Source organism: Ruegeria sp. YTSC230 (genome assembly GCF_059609665.1).
This window is the reverse complement of the sequence record NZ_JBXWMC010000007.1, coordinates 21,718-46,816: the sequence shown is the minus strand read 5'-3', so window position 1 is coordinate 46,816 and position 25,099 is coordinate 21,718. Positions and strand designations below refer to the sequence as shown.

Here is a 25,099-nt window from a genome sequence, read left to right as displayed (position 1 = left end):
CGCCCACCATAACGCCATGTCGCGCCACCCGGCGCTGAACAGGATGCCGAGGGACTTTCTGAGTATTGGGGCTGCGATCCCCAAACTCTCTCTCTGGCAACCTGAAAGGACATAGACATGAAAGGTTCCCGTCCCGAACAAGCGGTCCTGACCCGCGATACGGACATGAGCAAAACCGAAGACACGCGCCGCGTGATTGAAACCATGGTGGATGGTCTGAACGATCACCGCATTGATGACATCGGCGAATTCTTCACCCAAGGCTTCCGCTGGATGGGCAATCAAGGCTGCGGCACCAAAACCGGGCTGAAAGAGTTTCAGGAAAACTGGCAGCGCCCGTTTCAAGCGGCGTTTTCGGACAAAACCTGCATCGATGAGGCCCGTCTTTACATGGGCGAATGGGCAGCAGCCTTCGGCCGTCAGGAAGCAACCCATACGGGTGAGTTTCTGGGCATCGCCCCCACCGGCAAGCGGGTCGAGATCCGCTATATGGATTTTTGGAAAGTCGTTGACGGCAAGATCGTCGACAACTGGGTGAATGTCGATTTCGCACATGTCGCGGCGCAACTGGGCGTCGACCTGTTCAACGGCGAAGGCTGGGAAGCATTTGACCGGGGTGAGAAATGTCCACCCCGGCCCGAAAACTGAGGATTGGAAACATGGCAATCGAGTATCTTAAACGCGGCAAATCCGATGCGGACCGGGCGGAAGATGATGCCAAAACCCGCGCCGTGGTTGAGGCGACCCTGAAAGACATCGAAACCCGCGGTGACGCTGCGGTACGTGAGTTGAGCGAGAAGTTCGACAACTACTCGCCAGCCTCGTTCCGCCTGAGCCAGCAGGAAATCGATGACTTGATCGGTCAATTGACCGATAGGGAACTGGCCGACATAAAATTCGCACAGGAACAGGTGCGCAACTTTGCGCAGGCTCAGCGGGATTCAATGCTGGACATCGAGGTCGAAACGCTGCCGGGCGTGATCCTTGGCCATAAGAATATCCCTGTGCAATCGGTCGGATGCTACGTCCCCGGTGGCAAGTTCCCAATGGTGGCCTCGGCCCACATGTCCGTGGCCACGGCTTCGGTCGCGGGTGTCCCTCGTATCATCGCCTGCACGCCTCCGTTCAAAGGCAAGCCAAACCCAGCAGTGATTGCGGCCATGCATTTGGGTGGCGCGCATGAGATCTACGTTATGGGTGGCATACAGGCCATTGGTGCGATGGCTTTGGGCACCGAGACGATTGATCCGGTCCACATGCTGGTTGGCCCCGGCAACGCCTTTGTTGCCGAAGCCAAGCGCCAGTTGTTCGGGCGCGTCGGCATTGATCTGTTTGCAGGTCCCACCGAAACCATGGTGATCGCGGACGAGACCGCGGCAGATGCTGAGCTATGCGCAACCGATCTGCTGGGACAGGCCGAACACGGATACAACAGCCCCTGCGTGTTGCTGACAAACTCTGAAAAGCTTGCCAATGAGACGCTGTCTGAGGTGGACCGCCTGTTGGGCATCCTGCCGACTGCAGACACCGCGAAAGTGTCCTGGGATGAATATGGCGAGGTGATCGTCTGCGACACGTATGACGAGATGCTGCAGGTTGCCGATGATATCGCCTCGGAACATGTGCAGGTGATGACGGATCGTGACGACTGGTTCCTTGAGAATATGACCTGCTACGGCGCGTTGTTCCTTGGTCCACGCACCAACGTGTCAAACGGGGACAAGGTGATTGGTACGAACCACACCCTGCCAACGAAGAAGGCCGGGCGCTATACTGGTGGGCTTTGGGTCGGGAAGTACCTGAAAACGCACAGTTATCAGAAAGTTCTGACCAACGAGGCGGCGACACTAATCGGCGAATACGGCTCGCGTCTGTGCATGTTGGAAGGTTTTGTAGGCCACGCAGAACAGTGCAACGTCCGCGTGCGTCGCTATGGTGGCATCAATGTGCCCTATGGCGAACCCGCGCCGTATCGGGATGCCGCTGAATGAGTGACAGGCATACACAGCATAAGGCCCTGATCGCTCCGCTCAGGGCCGCGATGTATGATTTTTCCGAGGCCGGTGTTCGCGCGGCACTGGCCGAGGTAACGGCCTCGGACGCCGTTTTCCACCTATGCCATCCTTTTGGCGACAGCATTGGCAGCGACGCTTTCTATGACCGCGCCTATAAAGACCTGTTGACGGCCTGGCCCGATCTGGAACGCCGCGACTACATTGTCATGGCCGGCCCGGATGAACATGGTTCGGACTGGGTAGGGTGCGGCGGCTACTACACGGGCACATTCACCGGCCCATGGCTGGACATCCCACCGACTGGTCATCAGGTTACAATGCGGTTTCACGAATTTTACCGTTTCGAAAACGGCAAAGTTGCTGAAATGCAAGCCCTTTGGGATATCCCCGAGGTGATGATGCAGGCAAGTGCCTGGCCCATGGCCCCCAGTCTTGGCCGCGAATGGCACGTGCCCGGGCCGGCCACGCAGGACGGGTTGGTGCCTGGGCCCCATGATGAGGTCAAAGGTAAAGAGACCTGCAAACACATCATCGACATGCTGGAGCACCTCAAGAAACACCCGTCGCAAGGCGGCCCCGAGGTGATGGAGATGGAGCGGTTCTGGCATCCCCGTATGAATTGGTACGGCCCCTCAGGCATCGGCACCGGGCGTGGCTATGCAGGATTCCGCAACTGGCACCAGATTCCGTTCCTGAACGGGATGCCGGATCGCGGGAAATACGTCGAGGACATCACTTACCATTTCTTCGGCGATGGCGAATACGCAGCCGTGACCGGATGGCCTAACATGATACAGACCGTCACCCATGACGGATGGATGGGGATCGCGCCTGCGGGCAAGAAGATCACTATGCGCAGCCTCGATTTCTGGCGGCTGGAAAACGGGCGCATTCGTGAAAACTGGGTGCTGGTCGATCTTCTGGATGCGTATCGCCAGCTAGGCGTTGACGTCTTTGCCCGTCTGCGGGAATTCAACAAGGCCCGAAACATTGGGCGCATTGATATACCGGATGGAATGAGCTGATGACTGAACTGCCGCGCACCCCTTCGTTTTCCCTCACAGGAAAGACCGCCCTGGTGACAGGGGCCTCTTCGGGCATTGGGCAGGGCTGTGCCGTGGCGCTGGCCGAGGCGGGCGCGCATGTCGTCTGTGCGGCCAGAGGCGAATATCGGTTGAATGCAACTGTCGCTGCTCTGCAGGCAGAGGGGTGGTCGGCCGAGGCGCTGGTTCTGGATCAGGGCGATCTGGATGCGCTAAAGCAGCTTTTTGAAACGCGCAGCTTTGATGTCGTGGTGAATTCGGCCGGGGTTGCACGGCACAGTGCTGCTATTGAGACAACGCCTGAGGATTTCGATGTTGTCACGGGCGTCAATCTGCGTTCGGCTTACTTCCTGTCGGCCTATGCCGCTCGTGCCTTGATCGAGGCTGAAAGGCCAGGTTCGATCATCCACATCTCCAGCCAAATGGGGCATGTTGGAGGGGTCGAACGGGCGCTCTATTGTGCGACCAAGCATGGGCTTGAGGGGATGGTAAAATCGATGGCCATCGAATGGGGCAAACAGGGCATTCGGATCAACACGGTCTGCCCGACGTTCATTCGAACGCCTCTGACCCAATCCACCTTTGACAACCCAGAACGCGCCGCATGGATCATGGACAAGATCAAACTGGGTCGCGTGGGCGAGGTCGAGGATATCATGGGTGCGGTACGCTACCTTGCCTCGGATGCCTCAGCGCTGGTTACAGGCACTTCGATGTTGATTGACGGAGGTTGGACGGCAGACTGATGGCTGAGAAAGTAACATCACTTCAGGTCGCCCAGCTTGCAGGTGTAAGTCAGTCAGCGGTTAGCCGCGTCTTCACGCCCGGTGCCTCGGTCAGCAAGAAGACGGAAGAGAAAGTGCGCAAAGCCGCGACCGAACTTGGCTATCGCCCCAATGTGTTGGCGCGCGCGATGGTGTCGGGCAAAAGCCGCATCATTGGTTTGGTCGTCGCCTATCTGGACAACTATTTCTATCCCGAAGCGCTTGAGAAGTTGTCGAACGAGTTGCAGGAGCAGGGGTATCACGTCCTGATCTTCATGGCCTCCAGAACCGCCGGAAACATTGACGACGTTATGGAGGAAATTCTTGATTATCAGGTTGATGGCGTGATCCTGGCCTCGGTCGCGATGTCGTCCGATATCGCAACGCGGTGCCAACAAGCTGGTGTGCCGGTCGTACTGTTCAACCGTAGTCAGGATATCGACGGGATCACCTCGGTGACCTCTGACAATTACTCCGGCGGTCGCAAGGTCGCTGAATTTTTTGTTGCCGCAGGCCACAGTCGCATCGCTTACATTGCCGGTTGGCAGGGTGCCTCAACCCAGCGAGACCGCGAGGCCGGTTTTCGGGCCGCACTCGGCGATGCGGGCCAGGATCTGTACGCCTACGAAATCGGAGAGTTCCTGACCGAAAATGCGCGATTGGCCGCGCGCCGCATGTTTGATGTTGAACCGCAAAAACGACCCGACGCGGTATTCGTCGCCAATGACCATATGGCGCTTGCCGTGATGGACGTCATTCGGTTTGAACTCGGAATGCATATACCAGAAGACGTTTCTATCGTTGGATACGATGACGTACCGCAGGCCGGATGGCTTGCCTATAACCTCACCACCATTCGTCAACGCGCCAACCTGATGGTTGCGGAAACCGTTGATGCCTTGTTGGACCATATTGAAAACCCGGCAGTTGCCGCAGCCCGCAAGGTCGCGATTGATGGACCGTTGATCGTGCGCACTTCGGCACGGCTGCCCAAAGGCTGGACCCCGCAAAGGATGAAAACATGAAAGGCTTTGATCCCAAGTTCCGGGATTTTCCCGACTATATCATCGGAATTACCAAAGAGATCTGGGAAGACCGGGGCATCGCAACCCTGCACGAGTATTACAGCGAAGATATCGTCGTTCGCTCACCCGGTTCGATGGTTTTGGGAAATCAGAATGTGATCGGCGCCACGATGGCGACCCTGGCCGAGTTTCCGGATCGGCAGTTGATGGGTGAAGATGTGATCTGGTCGGGCACGCCGGAAGAGGGCATGCTGAGCTCTCACCGCATCCTATCTACGGCCACGCATCTGGCCGAAGGGGTTTACGGCAAACCTACGGGTACAAAACTTTGCTATCGGATTCTGGCCGACTGCCACGCCATCGACAACCAGATTAACGACGAATGGTTGATCCGCGATCAGGGCGCGATTGTGCGGCAGATGGGCTGGGACCCAAAGGAATACGCCGCTGATCTGATTGCGCGCGAGGGCGGTAAGGACAGCTGCACCAAGCCTCTGACCCCCGAAATCGACCAGCCCGGCCCCTACAAGGGTCGCGGCAATGATAATGAGTGGGGGCAGCGATATGCTGATATCCTGACCCGGATCATGAGTGCCGATATGGGCACTATCGCGGCTGAATATGACCGTGCGGTGCAGTCTGAGTATGTGGGCGGCGTCACGGGGCACGGCCGGGATGCCGTCGACCGGTTCTGGATGGGGCTGCGGGCGAGTTTCCCGAATGCTGAATTCAAGATTGAACACCAGATCGGGCGCGACGATCCGGATATGCCGCCGCGATCAGCAATTCGCTGGAGCCTTTGGGGCAAGCATGACGGCTGGGGCATGTTCGGGGCGCCGACAGGGGCACAGGTTTATGTCCTCGGGATCAGTCACGCCGAGTTTGGCGCGTTGATTGCGGGGCAGCCGCAGCTGCGCCGTGAATATACTCTGTTCGATGAAACCTCGGTCTGGAAACAGATCCTGTTGCAGAGCGGAGAGGTCTGAGTGGCCCGGCCGGTCGCATATCGCATCCTTGCAGGTGGTCTGCGTGAAACCGGAGCATGTCGACGTTTCCATATGTTTCGTCAGAGCCTGCGGGCGCGGCGACTGAATCTGCGCCCGCCAGGGGAGTGAACGCCTGTGCCGCCAGAGCACACGAGCTTGCATTCCTGAAAACAAAATATCGGATCATACGTCATGACCAAATCAGCCATCACTTCCCGCATTGTCCGCTACGGCGAGCTCCAACCCTGTAAAACCGCATTTATCGATGCACATACGCCGGGCAGCGATCAGAAAGAGAATTTCACGATCATCGGCGGCGGCGTCTCGGAATCTCCGGATCAGCACGTGCACATCACCGACAAGATCGGCTTCAACATCGGTGCCGCCGGTCAACCGCCGAAATGCCGGAACTCACTGCACAGCCACACAACGGCCGAGGTTTTCTTTGTTGCCAAAGGACGCTGGCGCTTTTTCTGGGGCCGTTATGGCACCGCCGGAGAGTTCATCGCCGAAGAGGGTGATATTTTCAACATCCCGACCGGCATCTTCCGTGGTTTTGAAAACGTTGGCCAGGACTACGGTATGATCATGGCAATCCTGGGCGGAGACGACGCGGGCGGAGGCGTCACTTGGGCCCCTCAGGTCATTGAAGATGCGCAGGCGCATGGTCTGATGCTGGGCGACAATGGCGTTCTGTACGACACCAAGAAAGGTCAGGAGCTGCCTCATAATGTGCACCCAATGCCCTTGCTGACCGAAGAGCAGTTGAAGGGCTACCCTGAGGTTCCGGTTGAGGATGTCGTCGGCAAATATGTTGCACGGTATTGGGATCTGATGGCGTTGTCGGCCAATAAGCCTGCGCAGGTGATTGGTGAGAGCGGGTTGATCAAGGATAAGCCGGGGTTTGCGGTAGACTTCCTTGGCCGGGGGTCCTCTGTGACCGAACCGATTGCGGCGGATAAACCTGTGGTTCTGATGCCAGCCAGCGGTCACTGGTATATCTCGATCGACGAGCACGAAACCACAATTTCGACAGGTGACACGGCTCTGGTTTTACCCGGTGAATCCTATAGCGTTCAGCCATCAATGACCGGGCAGGCGGGCCTGTACCGGATCACTGCAACCGATGAACCGGCAGGAGCGACCTGGACAGGATGAGCGCAGACCCGAACGACACCCAAGCCATATATGAGCGGCAAGCCACAGAGTATGACATGCGCCGCTCAAAAGCCCTTTTCGAGGCGCGCTGGCTGGCGCGCTTCACGGCCAGCCTCAAACCGGGTGACCACGTACTGGATCTGGGCTGTGGCACAGGCGATCCCATTGCGCGCTGGTTTATGGCCGAAGGGTTTGATGTCACGGGTGTCGATTTTTCCGCAGCCATGCTGAACATCGCCAAAGAACGCTGGCCGGACGGGGATTGGCGGAAAGCTGACATGCGGGATTTTGAGCTGGATCAGCAATTCGATGGGATCATCGCCTGGAACAGCTTTTTTCACCTGACGGCAGATGAGCAGAAGGGCTGCATCACCCGCATGGCACGCCATTTACATAACGGTGGAATGCTGATGCTGACCGTAGGTCCACGCGCCGGGGAAGTCAGCGGCACGGTCGGATCAGAGCTTGTCTACCACGCCTCGTTGTCCCCGGCCGGTTATGCAGCGTGCCTTGAAGAGAACGGGCTGCAATTGACCGGCTTTTTGGCCGAAGACCCCGAAACTCAAAGCCATACTGTGCTGATGGCACGAAAACTGTAAGGAGGTCTTTATGGCCGTAAAAACCACACATGTTGGGTCTTTGCCCCGAACACAGGACGTCGTGGATCTTATCTTTGCCAGGGAAAACGGCGAACCTTATGAAGCAGCCGCGTTTGACACGTGTATGACCGCCGCAGTCTCTGAAACGGTGCGCAAACAGGTCGAAGCCGGCGTTGATATAGTCAGCGACGGTGAGACTTCGAAGATTTCTTATGCGACCTATGTCAAGGACCGCTACACCGGGTTTTCCGGTGACAGCCCTCGCAATGCGCCGGCAGATTTGAAGATGTTCCCTGGCTTTCTGCAGCGGCTGGCCAATGACGGAGGCACGCCGCAATACGCCCGACCAATGTGCACCGGAGAAGTGCGATCAAAAGGGCAGGGTGAGTTAGAGAAGGACATCGCCAACCTTAAAGCGGCTATGGCGCAGCATGGGGTCGAGCGCGGTTTCATGAATGCCGCGTCCCCGGGCGTGATCTCTCTGTTTTTGCAGAACGATTTCTACCCCACACGTGAGGCATATCTGGCGGCGCTGGCCGATGCCATGAAAGAGGAATACGAAACTATCGTGGCCGCTGGTCTGGATCTGCAACTGGATTGTCCCGATCTGGCCTTGTCGCGCCATATGCTGTTCACAGACCTTTCAGACGACGCGTTCGTCGAAATCGCCGATATGCATGTCGAGGCGCTGAACCACGCGCTTCAGAACGTCCCGCAGGATCGCGTGCGGGTGCATATCTGCTGGGGCAACTACGAGGGTCCGCATTGCTGCGACATTGCGATGGACAAGGTGTTCAACACCCTGATGGCAACCAAATCGCGCTATGTCCTGTTTGAGACCTCGAACCCGCGTCACGCCCACGAGTGGACCGTGTTCCGTGACCGCAAATCTGAGATGCCAGATGACAAGGTTCTGGTCCCCGGTGTGGTCGACACCACCACCAATTTCGTCGAGCATCCCGAGCTTGTGGCCCAACGGATCGAACGTTTTACGGGAATCGTCGGCGCGGACCGGGTGATAGCAGGCAGCGATTGCGGCTTTGGCACCTTTGCGGGCTTCGGCGCGGTTGACCCTCAGATCGCCTACGCCAAGTTGGCCGCGCTGTCTGAGGGGGCCAAGCTGGCCTCGGCATGATACCCGTGATTTTCTTGCCGGGCATGATGTGTGACGCCCGCCTTTTTGGCCCGCAAATCGACGCACTGTCTGGCAGGATGCCTGTGATGACATTCCCGTTGTCGCGACACGACAGCGTGCAAGCCATTGCAGATGACATTCTGCAAAACACGCCGTCTGAATTCGCGCTGGCAGGATTGTCGATGGGCGGTATCGTGGCAATGGAAGTATTGCGTCAGGCCCCGGAACGTGTTTCGCGCCTGGCTTTGCTCGACACAAATCCACTGGCTGAAAAGCCAGAGGTCAAAGCCCGCCGCGCGCCCCAGATTGCAGCCGTTCGCGACGGCAAGCTGAGGTCGGTGATGCGGGACGAGATGAAGCCCAGTTACCTGTCGGACGGGCCCAACCGGGGGGCTATCCTGGATCTATGCATGGCAATGGCCACCGACTTGGGCCCTGCCGTATTCTTGCGCCAATCACAGGCTCTGATGAATCGCCCGGACCAAAGCGTGACGCTGACAGCTTTCACGGGAAAGGCTTTGGTTCTGTGTGGGCAAGAAGATCGGCTGTGCCCCGTGGAGCGCCACCAGATGATGCACGATCTATTGCCAGACAGCACGCTGGAGATCATCGAAGGTGCAGGGCATCTGCCGACATTGGAACAACCCCAAAAAACCACAGCGGCTTTGGTCCGTTGGTTGGAGGACACATGACGCCATCCCTTTTGTCCCTGCTTCGCAAGGTCGATACCCCCACCGTCTGCAATGCCATTGAGGTGGCGCAAGGCAAGCGCGGGTTCGATGATTTCACGCGCGGAACCATGCTGTGTTCAGCGCCTGAGGAACCTCCGATCGTCGGCTATGCCCGTACGGCAAAAATCGCGGCAGTCAATCCACCGACCGAACCGCCTGACGTCATCAAGACCCGGCGCATGGCCTACTACAAATACATGGCCGAAGCGGTCAATCCGTGCGTCGCGGTGATCGAGGATATGGATTATCCGGATTGCATCGGAGCCTATTGGGGTGAAATCAATACATCCGTCCACAAGGGTTTTGGTATGTCCGGTGTCGTAACCAATGGCGTCATGCGTGATCTGGGAGACTTACCCAAGGGGTTCCCGGTTGTTGCCGGTTCCGTCGGGCCAAGCCACGGTTTCGTCCACGTCCGCGAGATTGATACACCGGTTTCCGTTTTTGGCCTGACAGTTAATCCTGGCGAATTGGTGCACGCCGACCGTCATGGCGCGTTGGTTGTACCCGATGATGTCGTCGACCAGTTAGAAGCAGCAATCCAAAAGCTATTGGTGACAGAACGCATCGTCTTGGATGCAGCCAGTCAGCCAGGGTTTGATTTTGACGCTTTTGAGACCGCTTGGGCGGCCTTCGAAAAAGCCAGGGTCTGACTATAGGGGCCGTCATTCCGCATGCCGCCGCGCCTCAGAGCTTCTGCTCGACGAGGGCGAACAGCTCAATTGGATGCGCAACGCCACGAATGTCGTGAAACCCGCAAGAAGCAAACAGATCATCCGAAGCGCCAGCAACGACTGACGTTGCCAAAACTCTTCGGCCAATAGATTTTGTCAAACCCTCAATTCGGCTGGCGACGTTCACCGCGCCACCAAGTACAGTAAAATCCAGTCTTCCGGGGCTGCCGATGTTGCCATAACTGACTTGCCCTGCGTTGATCCCGATACCAACGTCTAGAGCCGGTTTTCCGGCTTCCGCGCGACTGCAGTTGACGGCGGTCAGACCAGCCAAAACACTTTGCGCTGCATACGCAGCTTTGCGACATCGGTCAGCGCGATCAGCTTGCGTGGCGATGGTGAAAATCGACAGAATACCGTCACCCATAAATTTAAGAACATCGCCTCCATTCTCTTCCACTGACTGAACAACTAGATCGAAGTATCCGCTCAGCGCGTCAAAAACTTCCTCTTCAGGTGCGCTGTCCGATAGCGCCGTAAAGCCGCGCAAATCTGAGAACATGACCACGGCCTCAAGCGTTGTACGTTCCCCTCGTTTGATGCGCCCGTTCCAAACGCTGTCCGAGGGCCCATCGCCAAGGTAGGTTCGCAGAAGGCCTTTGGACGATTTGCGCATTGTGACAGGTTCCAAAGCCGAAGACAGCGCGGGCAGCGCGTCCTCGATCAATTTCAGATGCAGTGGCGAGAACCCTTCTGGTGCTTGGGTAACAAATGTGCAGCCGTGTAGTGATCTGTCGCCGTAATAAAGCAGGGTGGCATAATAGTCGGTGCCGCCCTGCTCGGCGAAGTCCAGGTAGGATGAATGCTCTGTCTTTGAATCCAGCTGGCGTAGACATTTGTGAAGTGGCTTTCGGTGTTCCAGAATATACTCAAATGAGCTTCCTACGTACCCGTCGGTCAACATCGTCTCATGTGTGACGTCATAGCTTTCGGTTCCATCAGGTGTCCAAACCACACCCCAAGCAATGAGTAAGGGATTGGCGAAGCGCTGGCCAATATTGACCCGCCAGAGCGGGACACCCGCCTTTATTAAGGAGGAGCAGAAATGCGACACCACTTTCACGGGATCGCCTGATTGGCGCCCTTCAGTGATCATCCAGTTTGTCAGTTGGGCTACGGAGTCCATTATTTCAAACTAGTCGCTAGGGCTGGATGCACAAAGGAAATTGGGCCTGTGATGGGCCGATTTGAACCAAATGAAGCCCGCGCATGATGCCAGGCGCGTTTAGGCTTGGCGCAAATTCAGGAGGCGATCCATCGAAGATCTCAAACCACAAACAGCTTGTTTTGCACGACCTGGCCCCAGATTGGGCTACCCGCTTCAAGCGCCTTGCCAAGGACGGCTTGGCAAGGCCGTGGTCATGTCCCGCTTGATCCCCAGGATGCATTCGCGTTTTAAGGGCGGTCGTCAAAAACGGGTTTGTAGCCACTCGCAAAAAGCGGTCGAAACGTGTGATCCCGCCGTACCTGTTTTGTGTTGCAAGACGTAGTGAGCCTGGCCTGTATCAACGGGGGCACCGACAATTCTGATCTGGCGGCCGCTTGCGATGGCCTGCTGCGCGAACCGGTTGATCATAATGGTGCAGCCGCTTTCCGCAGCCACCAATTCGCAGGCGGCAACCGAGGTATCGACGATAAGGCGCGGGGATACATCTGCGTTGGGCAGACCACGGGCCGACAGATACCGCGCCCAATGATCGTCAAACCCCAGAACGTGGATGGAAGCGTGGGCCAGCAGATCCTCGGGTGTTTTGATCATTGGCGCGGTGCGCACACCGCAAACCGGAACGATGAACTCATCGGAAAGCTTGACCATGCGCGTGTCGGAATGGGTTTGCGGAGCCAACTGGATGTCAACGTCCACGGGATGCCCTTCCTGGCCGCTCTGCCACAGAGAGGTGACAAGTTTGATCCCGATACCGGGATGGGCTGTCTGAAAGCTCGCAAGTTGCGGCGCCAGCCAAATGATCATAGCCGCCGACGCCCGCACAACGATCGTCGTCTCCAAGGCAGGCCCAAACAGCCCGTTTGTGGAAAATGCGATGTGCTCCAGTGAATCCCGGACCGATATCAAATAGGCCCGGCCGATTTCCGTCAGTTGCAGGCTTTTGGCCTTGCGAATGAACAGTTTCTGCCCCAGCTGACCTTCCAGCGCCTTCATGTGCTGACTGACAGCCGTTTGTGTCAGCCCCAGCTCTCGGCTGGCGGCGGTAAAGCTTAAATGACGTGCGGCGGCCTCGAAAGTGCGAAGCCAGTTCAGGTTGAGATTGCTTTTCATTGCCCATTCATAAGTTTTTTATGTGCATGGACGCAAATTGTTTCATTTTCCTTCATTTCGGTCGGCAGATAGACAAAAGCAACTGACGACGAAGTCGACCAGACAAAAGGGAGCGATCTATGCCGGAGGTCAATCAAGATACAGACACCGACATGGTTTTGAGCCTTGTGGATCTGGAGCGCTATCCCATTGCGGATCTGGAAAGTGCCGAAGGCGCTGCGTTTCTCCAGACCTGTCAGGACCAGATGGAGGAACATGGCTGGTGCAATCTGGATGGGTTCATCCGTCCCGAGGCACTGGCAGCACTGGCCGATGAATCCAACGCCTTGCTGCCCACCGCTGACGTGCTGACTATCAAGCGCAACATCTACCAGGGCGCAATTGATCCGTCGCTGCCCAAGGATGATCCGCGCCGTAAGGAATATACGCATGTGGCAACGCAATTGGCGGACGATCAGCTGCCAAAGGAAACGCTCATCCAACAGCTTTATCAGTCGCCGCGTTTGACGGACTTTGTGCGCCGCGTCCAAAAGAAAGAGGTGCTGCATCGCTGCGCTGATGAGTTTCAAGCGCTGAATGTCGTCGCCCTGCATCCAGGAAGCTGGCACGCCTGGCATTATGATACGACGGAATGCACCGTGACGCTGTTGTTGCAGGCCGCTGAAACCGGGGGTGATTTTGCCTTCTTGCCGAACTCGCGCACCGACGAAACCGAGGACCGCGAGGCGGTGGATCGTTTGCTTGCTGGCGATATGTCCCATGCACAGAAGTTTGACCGGGGCGCCGGTACATTTACCCTGTTTCGCGGTGGCTATTCATTGCACGGGGTGACAGAGGTCGAAGGGTCGACCCCTCGTGTCACCGCGATCATGACCTATGACGAACAGGAAGGCCGCGTGATCAGCGACGACATCAACATCCGGATCTATGGTGATCGTGTCAAAAATATCCTCGCGGAACGCGCAGCCGCCACTATCAACGCATAAAGGACCACGCCATGAAAACTGCTCTACTCGTCATTGATGTGCAAATGGCGCTGGCCCATGAGGATGCCGCCGGTGCCGTGCGATCTTGCCCCGAGGCAGGCGACAATATTGGCCGACTTCTCAGCCGGTTTCGCGCGCAAGGTGACAAGATCGTCCATGTGCACCACCACGGGCTTGACCCGGATGATCCATTTCATGCGGACGCGCCTGGCGCGGCTGTTCAACCCTTTGCAGCACCGCAGGGGGACGAGCCGGTGATCATCAAATACGTCTCCAGCGCCTTTGCCGGAACTTCGCTCGAGGCCGATCTGCGCGCCGACAATATTGAGCGTGTGGTCATCTGCGGGGCCACGGCCAATCACTGCGCCGAGTCCGCCGCGCGCTCTGCAAGCAGTCTGGGCTTTGAGATGGTCTATGCCTCAGATGCCGTCTGGGCTTATGACGCGACCGGGCCGGACGGGGTGACCCACAGCGCCGAACAGATCCATTCCGTCACGCTTGCCAATCTGCAGGGTGAGTTTGGTGAGGTATGTTCGACCGACACCATCCTGAACGCCTAAGCAATATAACTAACCCCGAGGACGGCGAAGATGCGCATTGGATTTATTGGGCTTGGCACCATGGGCGGCCCGGCGGCCCTGAACCTGATCAAGGGCGGGCATGACCTGACGGTCTGCGACCTTGATCGGAACCGGGCAGAAGAGCACCTGGCGCTTGGGGCGACGTGGGCAGAGACCCCTGCGGCTGCGGCGCAAGCGGCGGACATCGTGTTCACCATGGTCTTTGGACCAAAGCAAATCGAACAAGTGGCAGGCGGCGACGATGGGCTGCGATCCGCCATGTCCGCGGGGCAGGTTTGGGTGGATATGACAACAAACAAACCCGCCTTTGTGCGCGAGCTTGCAGCCACCTTTGCTGAAAACGGTGTACAGTTGATTGATGCGCCGGTCACAGGCGCCGTCGATGGTGCACGCACCGGCAATATGCCTCAATTCGCAGGTGGGGATGAGGCGACTGTCGCGCGTATTCGCCCCGTGATGGAACTGATGGGTCCGCTTCATTACATGGGCCCCAGCGGTAGCGGGTCCGTGACGAAACTGGCCAGCAATCAGCTTTGGGCCATCCACGCGACAGCCATGGGTGAGGCACTTGTCATGGCGGTGAAATCAGGTGTCGATCTGTCACGAGCCTGGGACGCGCTTAAGATCGGGGCCAGCGAAAGCTGGTGCATGCATCACGACGCCCCGTCCGTTTTTGCCGGACATTATGATCCGTCTTTCACACTGGATCTGTGCCAAAAGGATCTGGGCCTGATCGTTGAGGCCTGCGACGACGCCGGCACCGCCGCCCCGGCCACACGGCTGGTGTGCACGCAATTCGAAGCAGCCCGCGAAAAATATGGGGGTGACAAGGGCGAATTGCATGTGGTGAAGCTTGAAGAAGACAATGCTGGCGTGTCACTTCGCCTTGACGGGGATTGGGTCCCGCACTGGGAAAAATAACGAGGGGCCCAATCTGGGCCCTAACCCGGAGGACGCGTGGCGCTGGTTCATGAACACATCTGCTGCCCACCATTCGAAGGGCCGCTTTGAAGCGGTAGCTGACGCAAATGTTGATTCTTATTATTCTAACCCAACATCCTGAACAGGAATGCCCAAACCGACTTTCTTTCTCCCCATGACAACAGATGTGCGAAAGCGACGGACGTTTGAGTTGTCGAAGAACAGTCGCTTCGTGAGTTCCTGAAAATCATCCATATCCTTTGCTGTGCAGACCAGACAGAAGTCGGCGTCTCCGGTGATGTAATAGCACTGCTGTACCATAGGCTCTGATTGCGCCTGACGTGAGAATGCGTCGATCTGATCCTGACGTTCGCGTTCCAATTCGACCATGACAATGAAGCTCATCGCGACACCCAGCTTTTTAGGATCAACGATCGCGACTTCCGAAAGTATTGCGCCCGAGGTTCTGAGCGCCTTTAACCGCCGCTGAATAGAGGCCACAGACAAGCCTGTCTCGGACGCGAGCGTTTCTAGACCCATCTTGGCATCGGTTTGCATCAACTGAAGCAGGTTTCGGTCATACTGATCGAGTTTCATGAGAATTTCCCTATCTGGTAAGAAAATTTCCCGAAAATTCGGAAAAATTGACCATAATAGGTCACACTTTGCGAGTACAACTTTCTGCATGAAAAATCCAACGATACTCGATGTCGCAAAACCGCTGGCTCTGCTGGCTGCATGCCCCGCCTATAAACCAAGTCCGTTGGAGACACGCAGTCTCCAAGACAGACCTATTCTGATAAAGGATGAAACCAACAGGATGGGATTGGGCGCTTTCAAAGCGCTCGGAGGCGTTTACGCTGTTGCCAAGCTGATAGAAGCGCGCGTCGGTCATCCTTTGGAACCAAACGCCTATTTGGACGATTCCGTAAAAACCATCGCACGCACGATGACTTTTGTCTGTGCCAGTGCAGGCAATCATGGCATGGCCGTGGCGGCCGGAGCGCGGCTGTTTGGCGCAAAGGCCCGCATTCACCTTTCTGAGACAGTGCCAGAGGATTTTGCAATTCGCCTGCGGGAAAAAGGCGCGGAAGTTGTCCGATCGGGTGACGATTATGAGGCGAGCGTTGCGGCAGCCATAGCCGACGCCGAGGCGTCCGGCGCAATCCACCTCGCCGATGGATCTTGGCCTGGATATACCGAACCTCCGCGGTTGGTGATGGAGGGCTATACCGTCATCGCCGAAGAAATGCGGACAGAGTTGGAAAGCTCTGGGAATTGGCCCAGCCACGTTTACTTGCAGGCAGGCGTTGGTGGGCTGGCTGCGGGGATCGCTTACATGATCCGGTCCACCTGGGCGGTTCAGCCAAAGATCATAGTGGTCGAACCTGATGCGGCCCCTTGCCTTGCCGAAAGCGCCCGGGCCGGACAGATCGTAACGGTTGAGGGCCCGGTGTCCAATATGGGGCGCTTGGACTGCAAAACGCCTTCTATGTTGGCTTTGGAAATTCTTGAACGGTGCGCCGACGACTGGGTTACGGTCACTGACCTGCAGGCCGTGGACGCTGTAAAACATGCGCGCGATCTGGGCTTTTCCACCACGCCGTCTGGCGCAGCGGGGCTTGCAGCCTTGTTGACGGACGAGGCTAAATTGCCGTTGATCGTGCTGTCCGAAGGAGACGTTCCCGATGCTTGATCTCGTTGCGTTTCGCCGTGATCTGCATGCCCACCCGGAAACAGGCTTCGCTCTTGACCGGACGTCGGATCTGATCGCGGCGGAGTTGGAACGCGCGGGACTTGAGGTCACCCGGGGTGTGGGCCGCGCGGGAATTGTGGCCACCTTGCGCCGTGGTCCGGACGAAACCGCAATCGGTTTTCGAGCCGACATGGACGCGCTGCCGATACACGAGGCCACCAACTTGCCGTACCGCTCGGGAACGGAAGGCAAGTTTCATGGATGTGGCCATGATGGCCACAGCACCATGCTGTTGGGTGCCGCGCTGGAGCTTGCGGCAGACCCGTCTTTTGACCGCACCATTCACTTCATCTTTCAGCCGGACGAAGAGAACGGAAACGGGGCAGCCGCGATGATCTCGGACGGTTTGTTTGAACGTTTCCCGATGGCCGCAATCTTTGGCCTTCACAACATGCCCGGAATGGAGCTTGGTCACTTTGCCACTCAAGCGGGCTCATTCTGCGCGTTCGAGGATAATTTTGAGATACGCGTTCAGGGTCAGGGCGGGCACGCGTCGATGCCGGAAAAAGGCGTTGATCCGATTGTGACAGGTGCCGCAATTGTGCAGCAGTTGCAATCGATCGTCTCTCGCTCGGTTCCGGCGAGCGAGCATGCGGTGGTTTCCGTAACGGAGTTCCTGACAGACGGCGCGCGCAACATTCTGCCTAGCAACGTAACTCTAAGGGGGGATTGCCGGGGCTTTTCCAGAGATGTGTCCGAGAATATCAAGCGAAGAATGCGCGCCATAGTCGCCGGTGTATGTGCAGCACAAGGCGCTGAGGCGGAGGTTGATTACTCAACTTCCTTCCGGCCATTGGTGAACGATGCCAGAGCCACAGACATGATCGCGGATGCTGCTCGTGATGTTGGTAGCGTTGATGCGGATTACGGTCGGGTAGGATTCTCTGAGGATTTTGCAGAGTTTCTTGCGCACCGCCCCGGGGCCTTCATCCTGATGGGCAACGGATTGGAGGGGAACAATTCGATGCCGCTTCATAACCCGTCGTATGATTTTAACGACAAGGCGATCAGACATGGGATCGCGTTTTGGACCAGCACGGCGCGGCGGGAATTTTGATGGCAAGCGATGCCTGAATAAGCCCAAATAGCGAGCAGTTTATCCACCCCGCAGTTCCCAGTCGAACCTTCGGTCGATCCCATGCCGCGAGTGTTTTCTTTGCTGGGGCATTTTATCTGGTGACCACCGCCAGGGCCGCATCGAGACCCAGAAACATTGCGTGACGCAGTTGTCGAAAAGCCTCATTGTCACGAACTTCGCCCCGGCGGATCGCGGCAAATCTGTTTCGTATCGCCCTTCGCGTAACGTGAACCAAAACCCGTGGGGCGGGTGCTTTTTTCTTATGCAGACGGCAGATCCCCAAGGTTAATAGATGGTTAACATATCTCGGTACTTGATTGCGCGGCGATCTTCTTGTTTTACTGAAAATCAAATCAACCCATGCTCAAACGCGGTGTGAATATACAGTGAAAATCGGTAGCAAAACACTGAATCTACAAAACTTTATGACGATGGGGGCAATGGAGTAGCAAGATGGATCAAGACGACGGATCATCACGCAATGAGTTTGGGAACCCTGGCTCGATTGACGATATGGTGGCGATGTATCTGGAAGCGCTTGAGGGTGTTCTGGGGTCGCTGCGGGACTACAGCGAAAAGGGTGCACGGGTCGAGCCCGATGTGATGTTTCTGCTTGCGCAGGCGCAAGCCCGGTGGCTCAGTTCAGCTTTGCGGTATTGGCAGCAGATTGCGACCATTGTCTCGACCCAAGGGACAGACGCGATCGAAGCAACCATACCCAGTGCGGATGGCCCGTCAGTGGAAGCCAGACAACTGATCGTGTTGGACAAGGCCCGTGCGGTGTTGCGCGAAATATCGGATCTGTCGCTGAGCGAGGCAAAACTGTTGCAACGTGATCTTATGGAAATCGAGGCTGAGCTTCGTAAGTCAGTCGGTCCCGAGGGTGACGACCGGGAAGGCCCCCATCGCTATGCAAAATCCAAACCATGAATAACGAAGGTGCCCGTGCCGATTGGGTGATACCGGAACTGGGATTTGAGGCTGAGACCGAACGGTTGCGCACTGCCATCGGCGCGTGGGTTGAATCCACACCCGACGAGATGCGGCCGCAGTTGGAAGAACAGTTTCTGGCCGGCTCAAAGTATTTTCGCCCATTGACCATCTTTGCCTGTCAGACGGCTGTCGGCAGCGAGGAGATCACGGATGAAACCATACAGGCAGCCGTAACGCTTGAGCTGTTTCATAACATGACGCTGGTTGTGGACGACATACTGGACCAGTCGGACGAACGGCGCGGCAAACCGACCATGCACACGGCCTTTGGGCAACTTGCGGCGCTGATGACGTCCGGGTTCATGGTTGCGGAAGGCTATCGGATGATGGCGACCGAGCCGCAGGTGGTCGCGTTGTTGTCCGAGCTGATGTCCCGGCTTGGCGCGGCCGAGATCGCGCAGTGGAACAGCCGCACGATGCCGCGCGGCGTCGAGGATTGGCGCAAGCTGGCGCAGGAAGACACCGGTTCGATGTTCGAGGTCGCTGCTTGTCTCGGCGACCGTAGCGAGGGGTTGCGCCATTTCGGTGGTCTGCTGGGCACCCTGTATCACGCCTGCGATGACGTGTCCGACGTGCGTGGAACCGAAGCCCTGGGCGGCGGCGGTGAAGAGGACATTCGCGACGGGATTCTAACCCTACCGGCCGCGATAGCTGTACGCGAACCTGCAATTGCCGAGATGTTCCGCGATCCGAACCCCGGCAATTACGACGCGCTCGCCGAGGCCTTTCGCGCCGCTCTGCCCGAAGCCGAGGCCGAGTTGGACCGGATCGCCGCCAGCGCAATAGCCGAGGCCAAACGATTTGCCCGGAACCCGAAGAAGTTGATCACGCTTGTGGATCGCACACGGGCTTTGGGCGAAGCGCGCTGATCACAAATAGGTGCGCGCTGCCTTCAGATACTGGCTGTCGAACCCTTCCTCGAACTGCGCCATTAGCGGTTCGATAAGCGCGCGTTGTGCGTCTTTGGCGGGCAGCAAAGACGCCAACCCAAGCGCGGCGCGCAGTTGCCATGCCAAAGCTGACCGGTTTTGGGCTGCGTCGAAAGCAGCGCGATAGTGCTGCTCGGCGCTGCTGGTGTCGCCACGCTTCTGTGCCAATTCCCCTTTGACTAGGCTCAGGTCCAGTACGTGGTTCAATTCGCCCCCAACCTGCAGTGGTTGGTCAAGATCGTCCAGAACCCGGGTGGCATCCTCGATCCGGTCCTGTGCCAACAGCAGGCGTGCGTGATTGGCTTCAAAACAGACGCGGTGGTAATGAACGCCGGCATTCTTGCAGGCGGCAACGGCCGTGGCCGTGATCTTTTCGGCCTCATCCAGTTGACCGAGTTGCGCCATTGCCCGGGCGCGCCAGAAGGAAGCCCAGACACCCAAGAACCTGTACCCGTACTCTCCGGCAACTGCGCTGCATTCTTCGGTCAGGTCCATGACCTGTTCCCAGTCACCGTTCCAGTCATGGATACGGATCACCCCGTTCGACAGCGCATAGACAAGCGAATAGGGGTCAGGCAGCGACCGGGTGTAATTTAGGATGTCGTTCCCGACCTTCACCGCCTGATCCGGTCGCCCCAGGGACCAGAGCGCTGCCGCCCGAAAGCATTCTGAAATTACCTTGGGTTCTGCGGCCGACAGGCGTGGTCCCGGCTGGTCCCAGATGCCGTCATCGTAGAGCTGTAGAACCCGTTCGCCAAAGCGCACCGACTCGGCGTAATCGCCGCGGTTGAAGTGCGACCACGTCTGCATTGAGGCGGAATAGACTTCATAGCGGGTATTGCCGCTGCGCGTTGCCTCGTCAGCAAGCGCCGCAAAGGTATCATGCCCTGAGCTCACGTCGCCACGCATGGTTTCGAAGGCCCCGATCCCGTATAGAACCGCGACGCGTAGGTCTGGATCTTCAACATCCACAAACAGCTCGCGGGCGCGTTCAAAAGCGGTCTGCGCCTGTGGCGAGGCGTAGCTGGTCGCCGCAAAATGCACCACGCCAATGGTCGACTGCAGTTGCAGCTCCAGCTTTGCGCGATCCGTCAGGTCATCGACCTCTCCAACATATTCCAAACCATTACTCAGCTGAGCGAGCGCTTCCTTCATCGAGGCCCGGCTCCAGGCAGATTTACCAGCTGTCAGCCAGTAGGGAACTGACCGGTCGCCCAGACCAGCGGCCACAAAATGGTTTGCCACTTGTTCCGGTCCGGACTTGCAGCGTTCGGGGAATTTCTCTTCCAGTGTTTCGGCAATCTTGCCATGCAATTGTTGCCGCCGCCGCCGCAATATAGATCGATACGCGGCCTCCTGGATCAACGCGTGGCGGAACATCAGACTTTGACCGGTTTGGTCCGGGTATGCGAGGTCTGCGTCACCCAGTTGCGAAAGCGAGTCCGAGAGATCGGTCAACGGAGTTCCGGTCACCTGAGACAGCAGGTCGACATCGAATTCCCGACCGATCACAGCCCCGATCTGGGCGTATTCGCGGGCGGCCCCCAGCTTGTCGAGACGCGCCATCAAACTGTCTTGCAGGGTTTCAGGCACCAGATCCGCACTGTTTCTGAATTCCATCGCAGAGCGGGTCAGCTCTTCGGCAAATAGTGGCACGCCGTCCGACCGTTCCAGCAGTTGCTGGCGTTGTTCAGGAGAAAACGTATCCGACCCTGTCATGCTGTCCAAAAGCTCTTCGACTTCTGCGGGTTTGAGGCGCGCCAGTTCGCAGGTGACCAGGTGATCTGCCTGCCAGTCATGGGTAAATTCCGGTCTGCAAGTAACAAGCAACAAGATCTGATGATCGGCGAGTTTGGCGGCGAATTTGGTCAGCAAATCCAGCGATGTGGGGTCGATCCAGTGCAGGTCTTCGAAATGCACCAGAAGAGGTGCCCGCTTAGACTGCACGATGACCTGTTCGATTAGCATGTCGATCGTGCGGGTCTTTTGCAACTCGGGCGAAAGGTTCAGCGGCGGATACCTGTCACAGGGCAGCGAAAACAAAGACGCCATCAGCGCGCGGGCTTCGTTCAGATCGTCTTCGGCAACGACCAGTTTTTCCAGCTTGTCCAGCCTGGCTTCGCTGTCATCGTCTTCCTTGAACCCGAGCACGGTTTCGATCTGACGGCGGATAGGGTACAGGGCCGTGTTCTCAAAGTAGGGTGCGGATTGCAGGTGAAGAACGGTGGCACCTTCGCCCTTGGCCTGATCCACCACCTCATATGTGAGGCGGCTTTTGCCGATGCCAGCCTCACCTGAGACAAGGCAAACACTTCCCTTCTTAGATTTGGCATCCTCCCAGGCCGACATCAGGCGCGTTCGTTCCGGCGTGCGCCCGACCAGAGGCGTAAGCTGCCGCCGTGCTGAGGTAACGGCGAACCGGTCCTGGCGCTGTGCTGTGGATATGACACGCCAAGCCACCTGGCCGGGCTCAAACCCCTTCAGATGGATGTTTTCCAGCGCCTCATAGACGAACATATCCCCCAACAGAGACTGAGTTCTCTTCCCAATGACAATTTGCCCTGGCTTTGCCAGACCCTGCAATCTGGCTGCAAGGTTGGGCGTATCGCCGGCCACTGCTGAGGTTGAATTTACCCCGTTCTGGTCAAGATCACCGGCCACAACCAACCCGGTTGCAATGCCGATGCGCACCTGTAGGCGTTCACCGGCTGCAGTATCCAACGCGGCGACGGCCTCGACAATTTCCAAAGCCGCGCGGCACGCGCGTTCTGCCGCGTCCTCCTGCGCAACCGGGTAGCCAAAATAGACTACAACGCCATCGCCAAGGTATTGGGCCACGTGCCCTCTGGCCTCTTTAACCAATTGCGAGACCGTATCCTGATACAGCGCCATGAGGTCGCGATAGTCTTCGGGATCAAGCCGCGCCGACAGGGCGGTCGAGCCGACCAGATCGCAAAACATAATGGTGAGGTGTCGCCGTTCGGCGCTTTCCTCGCCCGTCATGGCACCGCTGGGTCTGGGCTGCGCCGCATCCGGTTTCAGCGCGGTGATTGCCTTGCTGATCTTGAGTCGATGACCCAGCACCGTGACACCCATTTCTCTGAGATGGTCGCCGGTCACATCTTCAAGAATGTCCAGGTCGATACCGTTCTCATCAAACAGTTCGGTGTATTGTGGCAGGCCAATTTCGTTCAGCCATGCCGCAATCGATTTAGTAGTCATCAGTCGTCTCTTACTCGTGCGAGGTATTCTTGGTTACTTTTTACGGGGCTTGCCGTCTTCTGTATAGTTCCAGAACATTGGACCCAGGCCCAAAGTCTTTTCGTTCCACTTACTTGCAGGCAGCCAATCCGTAAACAGTGAACCAAGGTCCTCGGGATTCGGTGTGAATTTCGACTTCGGAAACTTGAAGTCCTTCGGCGGCCAAAGCTTATTAATCCCCAGCGCCTTGTCCGCAAGCGTCCAGGCTTTTGCACTGGCGGCATAGGGTGCCCAGGCGATCTTGAGCGTCTGAAACATCTGGCTGGGATAAAAATCGGGTGTGATCACTTCTACCGGTTTACCCGCATCGCCTTTGTCCGGTTCTCTTTGCGCGGCCTGACGTACGCCTTCAGCCGCGATCAATCCTGTTGCACAGGCGCCTTCGACGGTCGAAACATCCGCGAAATTTCTGACGTAAGTCCCGGCAAGAAACAGGTTCTCGAACTTGGTGTTGACCTCGGGGCGATGTTCCCAGCTGCCGGTGAGATTGGCGAAAAGCTCTTCGCCAGTATTTGTATCGACCGAAGTCTGGAACAGATCGATATCCGCCTCGGTTATCTCTAACTTGGCAGTGATTTCTCGCAGAATATAGTCGATCGCGGTTTTGGGATTTTTGAGATCCAGAATGAGGTTCTGGTTTTCGTCCCGGCGTTCGGGTTTTACAGACAGAAGCGATTTGAAATCCGAAACTGTCACATAAAGGAAGGTGTTTTTGAGGCCCCACGTCGCCGAGTAGTTGAGGAACGTCATCTCATAGGGTGTATCCATGAACACCACCACATCCGAAGGGATGCCGGGTAGTTTCCGCTTGAGATAAAGCTCGACCGACGCCATCGGTTCGGCCTCCAGGTATCTCAGCTGCCCAAGATCCGGGTCGGCGTTGTAGAGATCATCAGTTACCATTGAGGCCATCGCACCGGGGGTGATGCTGATGATCACATTCTCATCGCTGACATCCACTTCGATGTCTTTCTTTGCGATCCCCCATTTGGGGTTAACTGATGGCGATTTGGTTACCTTGTCAAACACCAGCCGTTCGATCCGAGTGCCGTCTGCGTTGGGATGCACTTCGCGAATTCGGTGGCGGTACTTGAGCTCAAACCGGTCTCCGAACTGATCGAGCTTTTTGTGGAAGGGATCAATCAGAGTTTCTTTCTTGGACCCATCAAACAGCCAAAGCTGCGGAACCGGAACGCGGTTGCCGTACTTCAGGAAGGTTTTGTAGCTGCGCGCCGAAGCTTGCCAGCTGTCAATCGCCCACACGGTTTGCCAGATCTTCTCATGAAGCTTCGCCACAACATCAGTGCAATAGGGCCGCCCGCGCAGCCAGCCGTTGAACGACATCCGGTCAAGCTTGTCATCTTCACTGTCCGGGATCGAAAGCAGATCGACCATCGAATACATGAACAGGAAGAGTTCAGCAGGCGGCGCTGCGCCACCGGTGAGGTTGCGGTAAAAATCCTGAATGCCGCCGGGGTTCACCATTTCGGGCATGTTGTCGAGATCACCGTCATAGAGGAACTTGAAGGCTTCGCGTGGTGTGAAGTTGTCTTCAATTCCCAGGTCTTCTGCGACCGACCAGAAGTTGTAATACCAATTGCACAGCATGTGATAGCTATGTTCGCGCGGATAATCGCCGTGGTCGTGCTCCTTATGGGACCGCAACATTCCACCAATGAAATTGTCCTGCTCATACAGCGTGACGTGGTATCCCCGCTCCAACAAACGAAGAGCTGCGGTGAGCCCGGCGATCCCGGCCCCGACGATAGTTACCTTATGCATGCTCACTCCCTCGGTTTTCTGCGTCACAAGCCTGCAAACCCAGACCGGCGCCGTCAAAACTTATCTAAGGTTACGCTGCTTGGGGCATCAAAGGAAACTATTTCAGAGTGTTGCAGGAAAATGATCCGCAGGACGAAGGAGAGCGGTTTTACAATTTCGCAAGACCACACGGCGCGCGCAACGGGCAAACCTCTCACGAAGCCCTTTGATACATGTTGCAGCAATCCGAAAAGTGTCCCGCGGGTCCTGACCCTGGTCTGCGTAGGCCGGGCGTTTTGGGATTGTTGCCATGGCCAATATCTCCTGTGTCGGAGACATCTTTTTCGTTTCAGGGCAGCCGAGGC

The 25,099-nt window shown here is 57.1% G+C and carries 23 protein-coding genes; 18 read left to right on the top strand and 5 right to left on the bottom strand.

Annotated features, from left to right (window positions below; genetic code table 11):
* Positions 1-117: 117 nt before the first annotated feature.
* The 11 genes from AC2FD9_RS14730 to AC2FD9_RS14680 all read left to right on the top strand — a co-directional run bounded on the left by AC2FD9_RS14730 (position 118) and on the right by AC2FD9_RS14680 (position 10,109).
* Positions 118-648 (top strand): ester cyclase, encoded by a 531-nt coding sequence (locus tag AC2FD9_RS14730; RefSeq protein ID WP_108859141.1) that lies wholly within the window; start codon positions 118-120, stop codon positions 646-648.
* An 11-nt stretch (positions 649-659) separates the two neighbouring features.
* Entirely contained in the window at positions 660-1,991 is a 1,332-nt protein-coding gene (gene hisD / locus AC2FD9_RS14725) for a histidinol dehydrogenase (protein WP_496737666.1), read from the top strand.
* Positions 1,988-3,040 (top strand): ester cyclase, encoded by a 1,053-nt coding sequence (locus AC2FD9_RS14720; protein ID WP_496837554.1) that lies wholly within the window; start codon positions 1,988-1,990, stop codon positions 3,038-3,040. Before hisD ends, AC2FD9_RS14720 begins: the two co-directional genes overlap by 4 nt.
* Positions 3,040-3,804, top strand: a complete 765-nt coding sequence (locus tag AC2FD9_RS14715; protein ID WP_496837552.1) for an SDR family NAD(P)-dependent oxidoreductase — start codon at positions 3,040-3,042, stop codon at positions 3,802-3,804. Before AC2FD9_RS14720 ends, AC2FD9_RS14715 begins: the two co-directional genes overlap by 1 nt.
* Entirely contained in the window at positions 3,804-4,847 is a 1,044-nt protein-coding gene (locus AC2FD9_RS14710) for a LacI family DNA-binding transcriptional regulator (RefSeq protein ID WP_200833237.1), read from the top strand. The genes AC2FD9_RS14715 and AC2FD9_RS14710 overlap by 1 nt, the downstream gene beginning before the upstream one ends.
* A complete protein-coding gene (locus AC2FD9_RS14705) occupies positions 4,844-5,833 on the top strand; it encodes a nuclear transport factor 2 family protein (RefSeq protein ID WP_496837550.1) in 990 nt (329 codons plus the stop codon). The genes AC2FD9_RS14710 and AC2FD9_RS14705 overlap by 4 nt, the downstream gene beginning before the upstream one ends.
* A gap of 192 nt (positions 5,834-6,025) precedes the next feature.
* Positions 6,026-6,991 carry a cupin domain-containing protein gene (locus tag AC2FD9_RS14700; protein ID WP_496837548.1) on the top strand — a complete coding sequence of 322 codons (966 nt, stop codon included), beginning with the start codon at positions 6,026-6,028 and terminating at the stop codon, positions 6,989-6,991.
* Positions 6,988-7,590: a class I SAM-dependent DNA methyltransferase gene (locus AC2FD9_RS14695; RefSeq protein WP_282153311.1), complete on the top strand. Its 603-nt coding sequence runs from the start codon at positions 6,988-6,990 to the stop codon at positions 7,588-7,590. The genes AC2FD9_RS14700 and AC2FD9_RS14695 overlap by 4 nt, the downstream gene beginning before the upstream one ends.
* A 10-nt stretch (positions 7,591-7,600) precedes the next feature.
* On the top strand, positions 7,601-8,725 hold the full coding sequence (locus AC2FD9_RS14690; RefSeq protein WP_496837546.1) for a cobalamin-independent methionine synthase II family protein: 1,125 nt from the start codon (positions 7,601-7,603) through the stop codon (positions 8,723-8,725).
* Entirely contained in the window at positions 8,722-9,417 is a 696-nt protein-coding gene (locus AC2FD9_RS14685; RefSeq protein ID WP_496698936.1) for an alpha/beta fold hydrolase, read from the top strand. The genes AC2FD9_RS14690 and AC2FD9_RS14685 overlap by 4 nt, the downstream gene beginning before the upstream one ends.
* On the top strand, positions 9,414-10,109 hold the full coding sequence (locus tag AC2FD9_RS14680) for an RraA family protein (RefSeq protein ID WP_472722927.1): 696 nt from the start codon (positions 9,414-9,416) through the stop codon (positions 10,107-10,109). The genes AC2FD9_RS14685 and AC2FD9_RS14680 overlap by 4 nt, the downstream gene beginning before the upstream one ends.
* Before the next feature lie 34 nt (positions 10,110-10,143).
* Here AC2FD9_RS14680 and AC2FD9_RS14675 read toward each other — a convergent pair whose 3' ends face one another.
* Together AC2FD9_RS14675 and AC2FD9_RS14670 are read right to left on the bottom strand one after the other, a co-directional pair.
* Positions 10,144-11,316 (bottom strand): adenylate/guanylate cyclase domain-containing protein, encoded by a 1,173-nt coding sequence (locus AC2FD9_RS14675; protein ID WP_496698938.1) that lies wholly within the window; start codon positions 11,314-11,316, stop codon positions 10,144-10,146.
* 282 nt (positions 11,317-11,598) lie between these two features.
* Positions 11,599-12,468 (bottom strand): LysR family transcriptional regulator, encoded by an 870-nt coding sequence (locus AC2FD9_RS14670; protein ID WP_496837544.1) that lies wholly within the window; start codon positions 12,466-12,468, stop codon positions 11,599-11,601.
* A gap of 119 nt (positions 12,469-12,587) precedes the next feature.
* On the opposite strand from AC2FD9_RS14670, the gene AC2FD9_RS14665 reads away from it, so the two are divergent.
* The 3 genes from AC2FD9_RS14665 to AC2FD9_RS14655 are packed head-to-tail and all read left to right on the top strand — an operon-like array spanning position 12,588 to position 14,956.
* Positions 12,588-13,454, top strand: coding sequence for a HalD/BesD family halogenase (locus AC2FD9_RS14665; protein ID WP_496837542.1), 867 nt, complete (start codon positions 12,588-12,590; stop codon positions 13,452-13,454).
* Positions 13,455-13,465: 11 nt separating this feature from the next.
* On the top strand, positions 13,466-14,014 hold the full coding sequence (locus AC2FD9_RS14660; RefSeq protein ID WP_282169715.1) for an isochorismatase family protein: 549 nt from the start codon (positions 13,466-13,468) through the stop codon (positions 14,012-14,014).
* Positions 14,015-14,044: 30 nt separating this feature from the next.
* Positions 14,045-14,956 (top strand): NAD(P)-dependent oxidoreductase, encoded by a 912-nt coding sequence (locus AC2FD9_RS14655; protein WP_282169714.1) that lies wholly within the window; start codon positions 14,045-14,047, stop codon positions 14,954-14,956.
* Positions 14,957-15,076: 120 nt separating this feature from the next.
* Here the strand turns inward: AC2FD9_RS14655 and AC2FD9_RS14650 are convergent, their stop codons facing one another.
* Positions 15,077-15,553, bottom strand: coding sequence for an Lrp/AsnC family transcriptional regulator (locus AC2FD9_RS14650; protein ID WP_348774906.1), 477 nt, complete (start codon positions 15,551-15,553; stop codon positions 15,077-15,079).
* A gap of 88 nt (positions 15,554-15,641) precedes the next feature.
* On the opposite strand from AC2FD9_RS14650, the gene AC2FD9_RS14645 reads away from it, so the two are divergent.
* The 4 genes from AC2FD9_RS14645 (at position 15,642) to AC2FD9_RS14630 (ending at position 19,652) form a co-directional block, all read left to right on the top strand.
* The gene (locus tag AC2FD9_RS14645) at positions 15,642-16,652 is read left to right on the top strand and encodes a pyridoxal-phosphate dependent enzyme (protein ID WP_496837540.1); all 1,011 of its coding nucleotides are present in this window, start codon (positions 15,642-15,644) and stop codon (positions 16,650-16,652) included.
* Positions 16,645-17,769, top strand: a complete 1,125-nt coding sequence (locus AC2FD9_RS14640; protein ID WP_496837538.1) for an amidohydrolase — start codon at positions 16,645-16,647, stop codon at positions 17,767-17,769. The genes AC2FD9_RS14645 and AC2FD9_RS14640 overlap by 8 nt, the downstream gene beginning before the upstream one ends.
* A 474-nt stretch (positions 17,770-18,243) precedes the next feature.
* Entirely contained in the window at positions 18,244-18,720 is a 477-nt protein-coding gene (locus tag AC2FD9_RS14635; protein ID WP_058273394.1) for a hypothetical protein, read from the top strand.
* A complete protein-coding gene (locus tag AC2FD9_RS14630; protein WP_496837536.1) occupies positions 18,717-19,652 on the top strand; it encodes a polyprenyl synthetase family protein in 936 nt (311 codons plus the stop codon). Before AC2FD9_RS14635 ends, AC2FD9_RS14630 begins: the two co-directional genes overlap by 4 nt.
* Here AC2FD9_RS14630 and AC2FD9_RS14625 read toward each other — a convergent pair whose 3' ends face one another.
* Entirely contained in the window at positions 19,653-22,934 is a 3,282-nt protein-coding gene (locus AC2FD9_RS14625; RefSeq protein WP_496837534.1) for an adenylate/guanylate cyclase domain-containing protein, read from the bottom strand.
* 33 nt (positions 22,935-22,967) lie between these two features.
* Positions 22,968-24,755 (bottom strand): FAD-dependent oxidoreductase, encoded by a 1,788-nt coding sequence (locus AC2FD9_RS14620; protein ID WP_282120224.1) that lies wholly within the window; start codon positions 24,753-24,755, stop codon positions 22,968-22,970.
* Between the last annotated feature and the right edge of the window lie 344 nt (positions 24,756-25,099).

What these genes read in the sequence shown, in the direction of transcription:
- AC2FD9_RS14730 (WP_108859141.1), top strand. Translation starts at nt 118, where the DNA reads ATGAAAGGTTCCCGTCCCGAACAAGCGGTCCTGACCCGCGATACGGAC.
- hisD (WP_496737666.1), top strand. Translation starts at nt 660, where the DNA reads ATGGCAATCGAGTATCTTAAACGCGGCAAATCCGATGCGGACCGGGCG.
- AC2FD9_RS14720 (WP_496837554.1), top strand. Translation starts at nt 1,988, where the DNA reads ATGAGTGACAGGCATACACAGCATAAGGCCCTGATCGCTCCGCTCAGG.
- AC2FD9_RS14715 (WP_496837552.1), top strand. Translation starts at nt 3,040, where the DNA reads ATGACTGAACTGCCGCGCACCCCTTCGTTTTCCCTCACAGGAAAGACC.
- AC2FD9_RS14710 (WP_200833237.1), top strand. Translation starts at nt 3,804, where the DNA reads ATGGCTGAGAAAGTAACATCACTTCAGGTCGCCCAGCTTGCAGGTGTA.
- AC2FD9_RS14705 (WP_496837550.1), top strand. Translation starts at nt 4,844, where the DNA reads ATGAAAGGCTTTGATCCCAAGTTCCGGGATTTTCCCGACTATATCATC.
- AC2FD9_RS14700 (WP_496837548.1), top strand. Translation starts at nt 6,026, where the DNA reads ATGACCAAATCAGCCATCACTTCCCGCATTGTCCGCTACGGCGAGCTC.
- AC2FD9_RS14695 (WP_282153311.1), top strand. Translation starts at nt 6,988, where the DNA reads ATGAGCGCAGACCCGAACGACACCCAAGCCATATATGAGCGGCAAGCC.
- AC2FD9_RS14690 (WP_496837546.1), top strand. Translation starts at nt 7,601, where the DNA reads ATGGCCGTAAAAACCACACATGTTGGGTCTTTGCCCCGAACACAGGAC.
- AC2FD9_RS14685 (WP_496698936.1), top strand. Translation starts at nt 8,722, where the DNA reads ATGATACCCGTGATTTTCTTGCCGGGCATGATGTGTGACGCCCGCCTT.
- AC2FD9_RS14680 (WP_472722927.1), top strand. Translation starts at nt 9,414, where the DNA reads ATGACGCCATCCCTTTTGTCCCTGCTTCGCAAGGTCGATACCCCCACC.
- AC2FD9_RS14675 (WP_496698938.1), bottom strand. Translation starts at nt 11,316, where the DNA reads ATGGACTCCGTAGCCCAACTGACAAACTGGATGATCACTGAAGGGCGC.
- AC2FD9_RS14670 (WP_496837544.1), bottom strand. Translation starts at nt 12,468, where the DNA reads ATGAAAAGCAATCTCAACCTGAACTGGCTTCGCACTTTCGAGGCCGCC.
- AC2FD9_RS14665 (WP_496837542.1), top strand. Translation starts at nt 12,588, where the DNA reads ATGCCGGAGGTCAATCAAGATACAGACACCGACATGGTTTTGAGCCTT.
- AC2FD9_RS14660 (WP_282169715.1), top strand. Translation starts at nt 13,466, where the DNA reads ATGAAAACTGCTCTACTCGTCATTGATGTGCAAATGGCGCTGGCCCAT.
- AC2FD9_RS14655 (WP_282169714.1), top strand. Translation starts at nt 14,045, where the DNA reads ATGCGCATTGGATTTATTGGGCTTGGCACCATGGGCGGCCCGGCGGCC.
- AC2FD9_RS14650 (WP_348774906.1), bottom strand. Translation starts at nt 15,553, where the DNA reads ATGAAACTCGATCAGTATGACCGAAACCTGCTTCAGTTGATGCAAACC.
- AC2FD9_RS14645 (WP_496837540.1), top strand. Translation starts at nt 15,642, where the DNA reads ATGAAAAATCCAACGATACTCGATGTCGCAAAACCGCTGGCTCTGCTG.
- AC2FD9_RS14640 (WP_496837538.1), top strand. Translation starts at nt 16,645, where the DNA reads ATGCTTGATCTCGTTGCGTTTCGCCGTGATCTGCATGCCCACCCGGAA.
- AC2FD9_RS14635 (WP_058273394.1), top strand. Translation starts at nt 18,244, where the DNA reads ATGGATCAAGACGACGGATCATCACGCAATGAGTTTGGGAACCCTGGC.
- AC2FD9_RS14630 (WP_496837536.1), top strand. Translation starts at nt 18,717, where the DNA reads ATGAATAACGAAGGTGCCCGTGCCGATTGGGTGATACCGGAACTGGGA.
- AC2FD9_RS14625 (WP_496837534.1), bottom strand. Translation starts at nt 22,934, where the DNA reads ATGACTACTAAATCGATTGCGGCATGGCTGAACGAAATTGGCCTGCCA.
- AC2FD9_RS14620 (WP_282120224.1), bottom strand. Translation starts at nt 24,755, where the DNA reads ATGCATAAGGTAACTATCGTCGGGGCCGGGATCGCCGGGCTCACCGCA.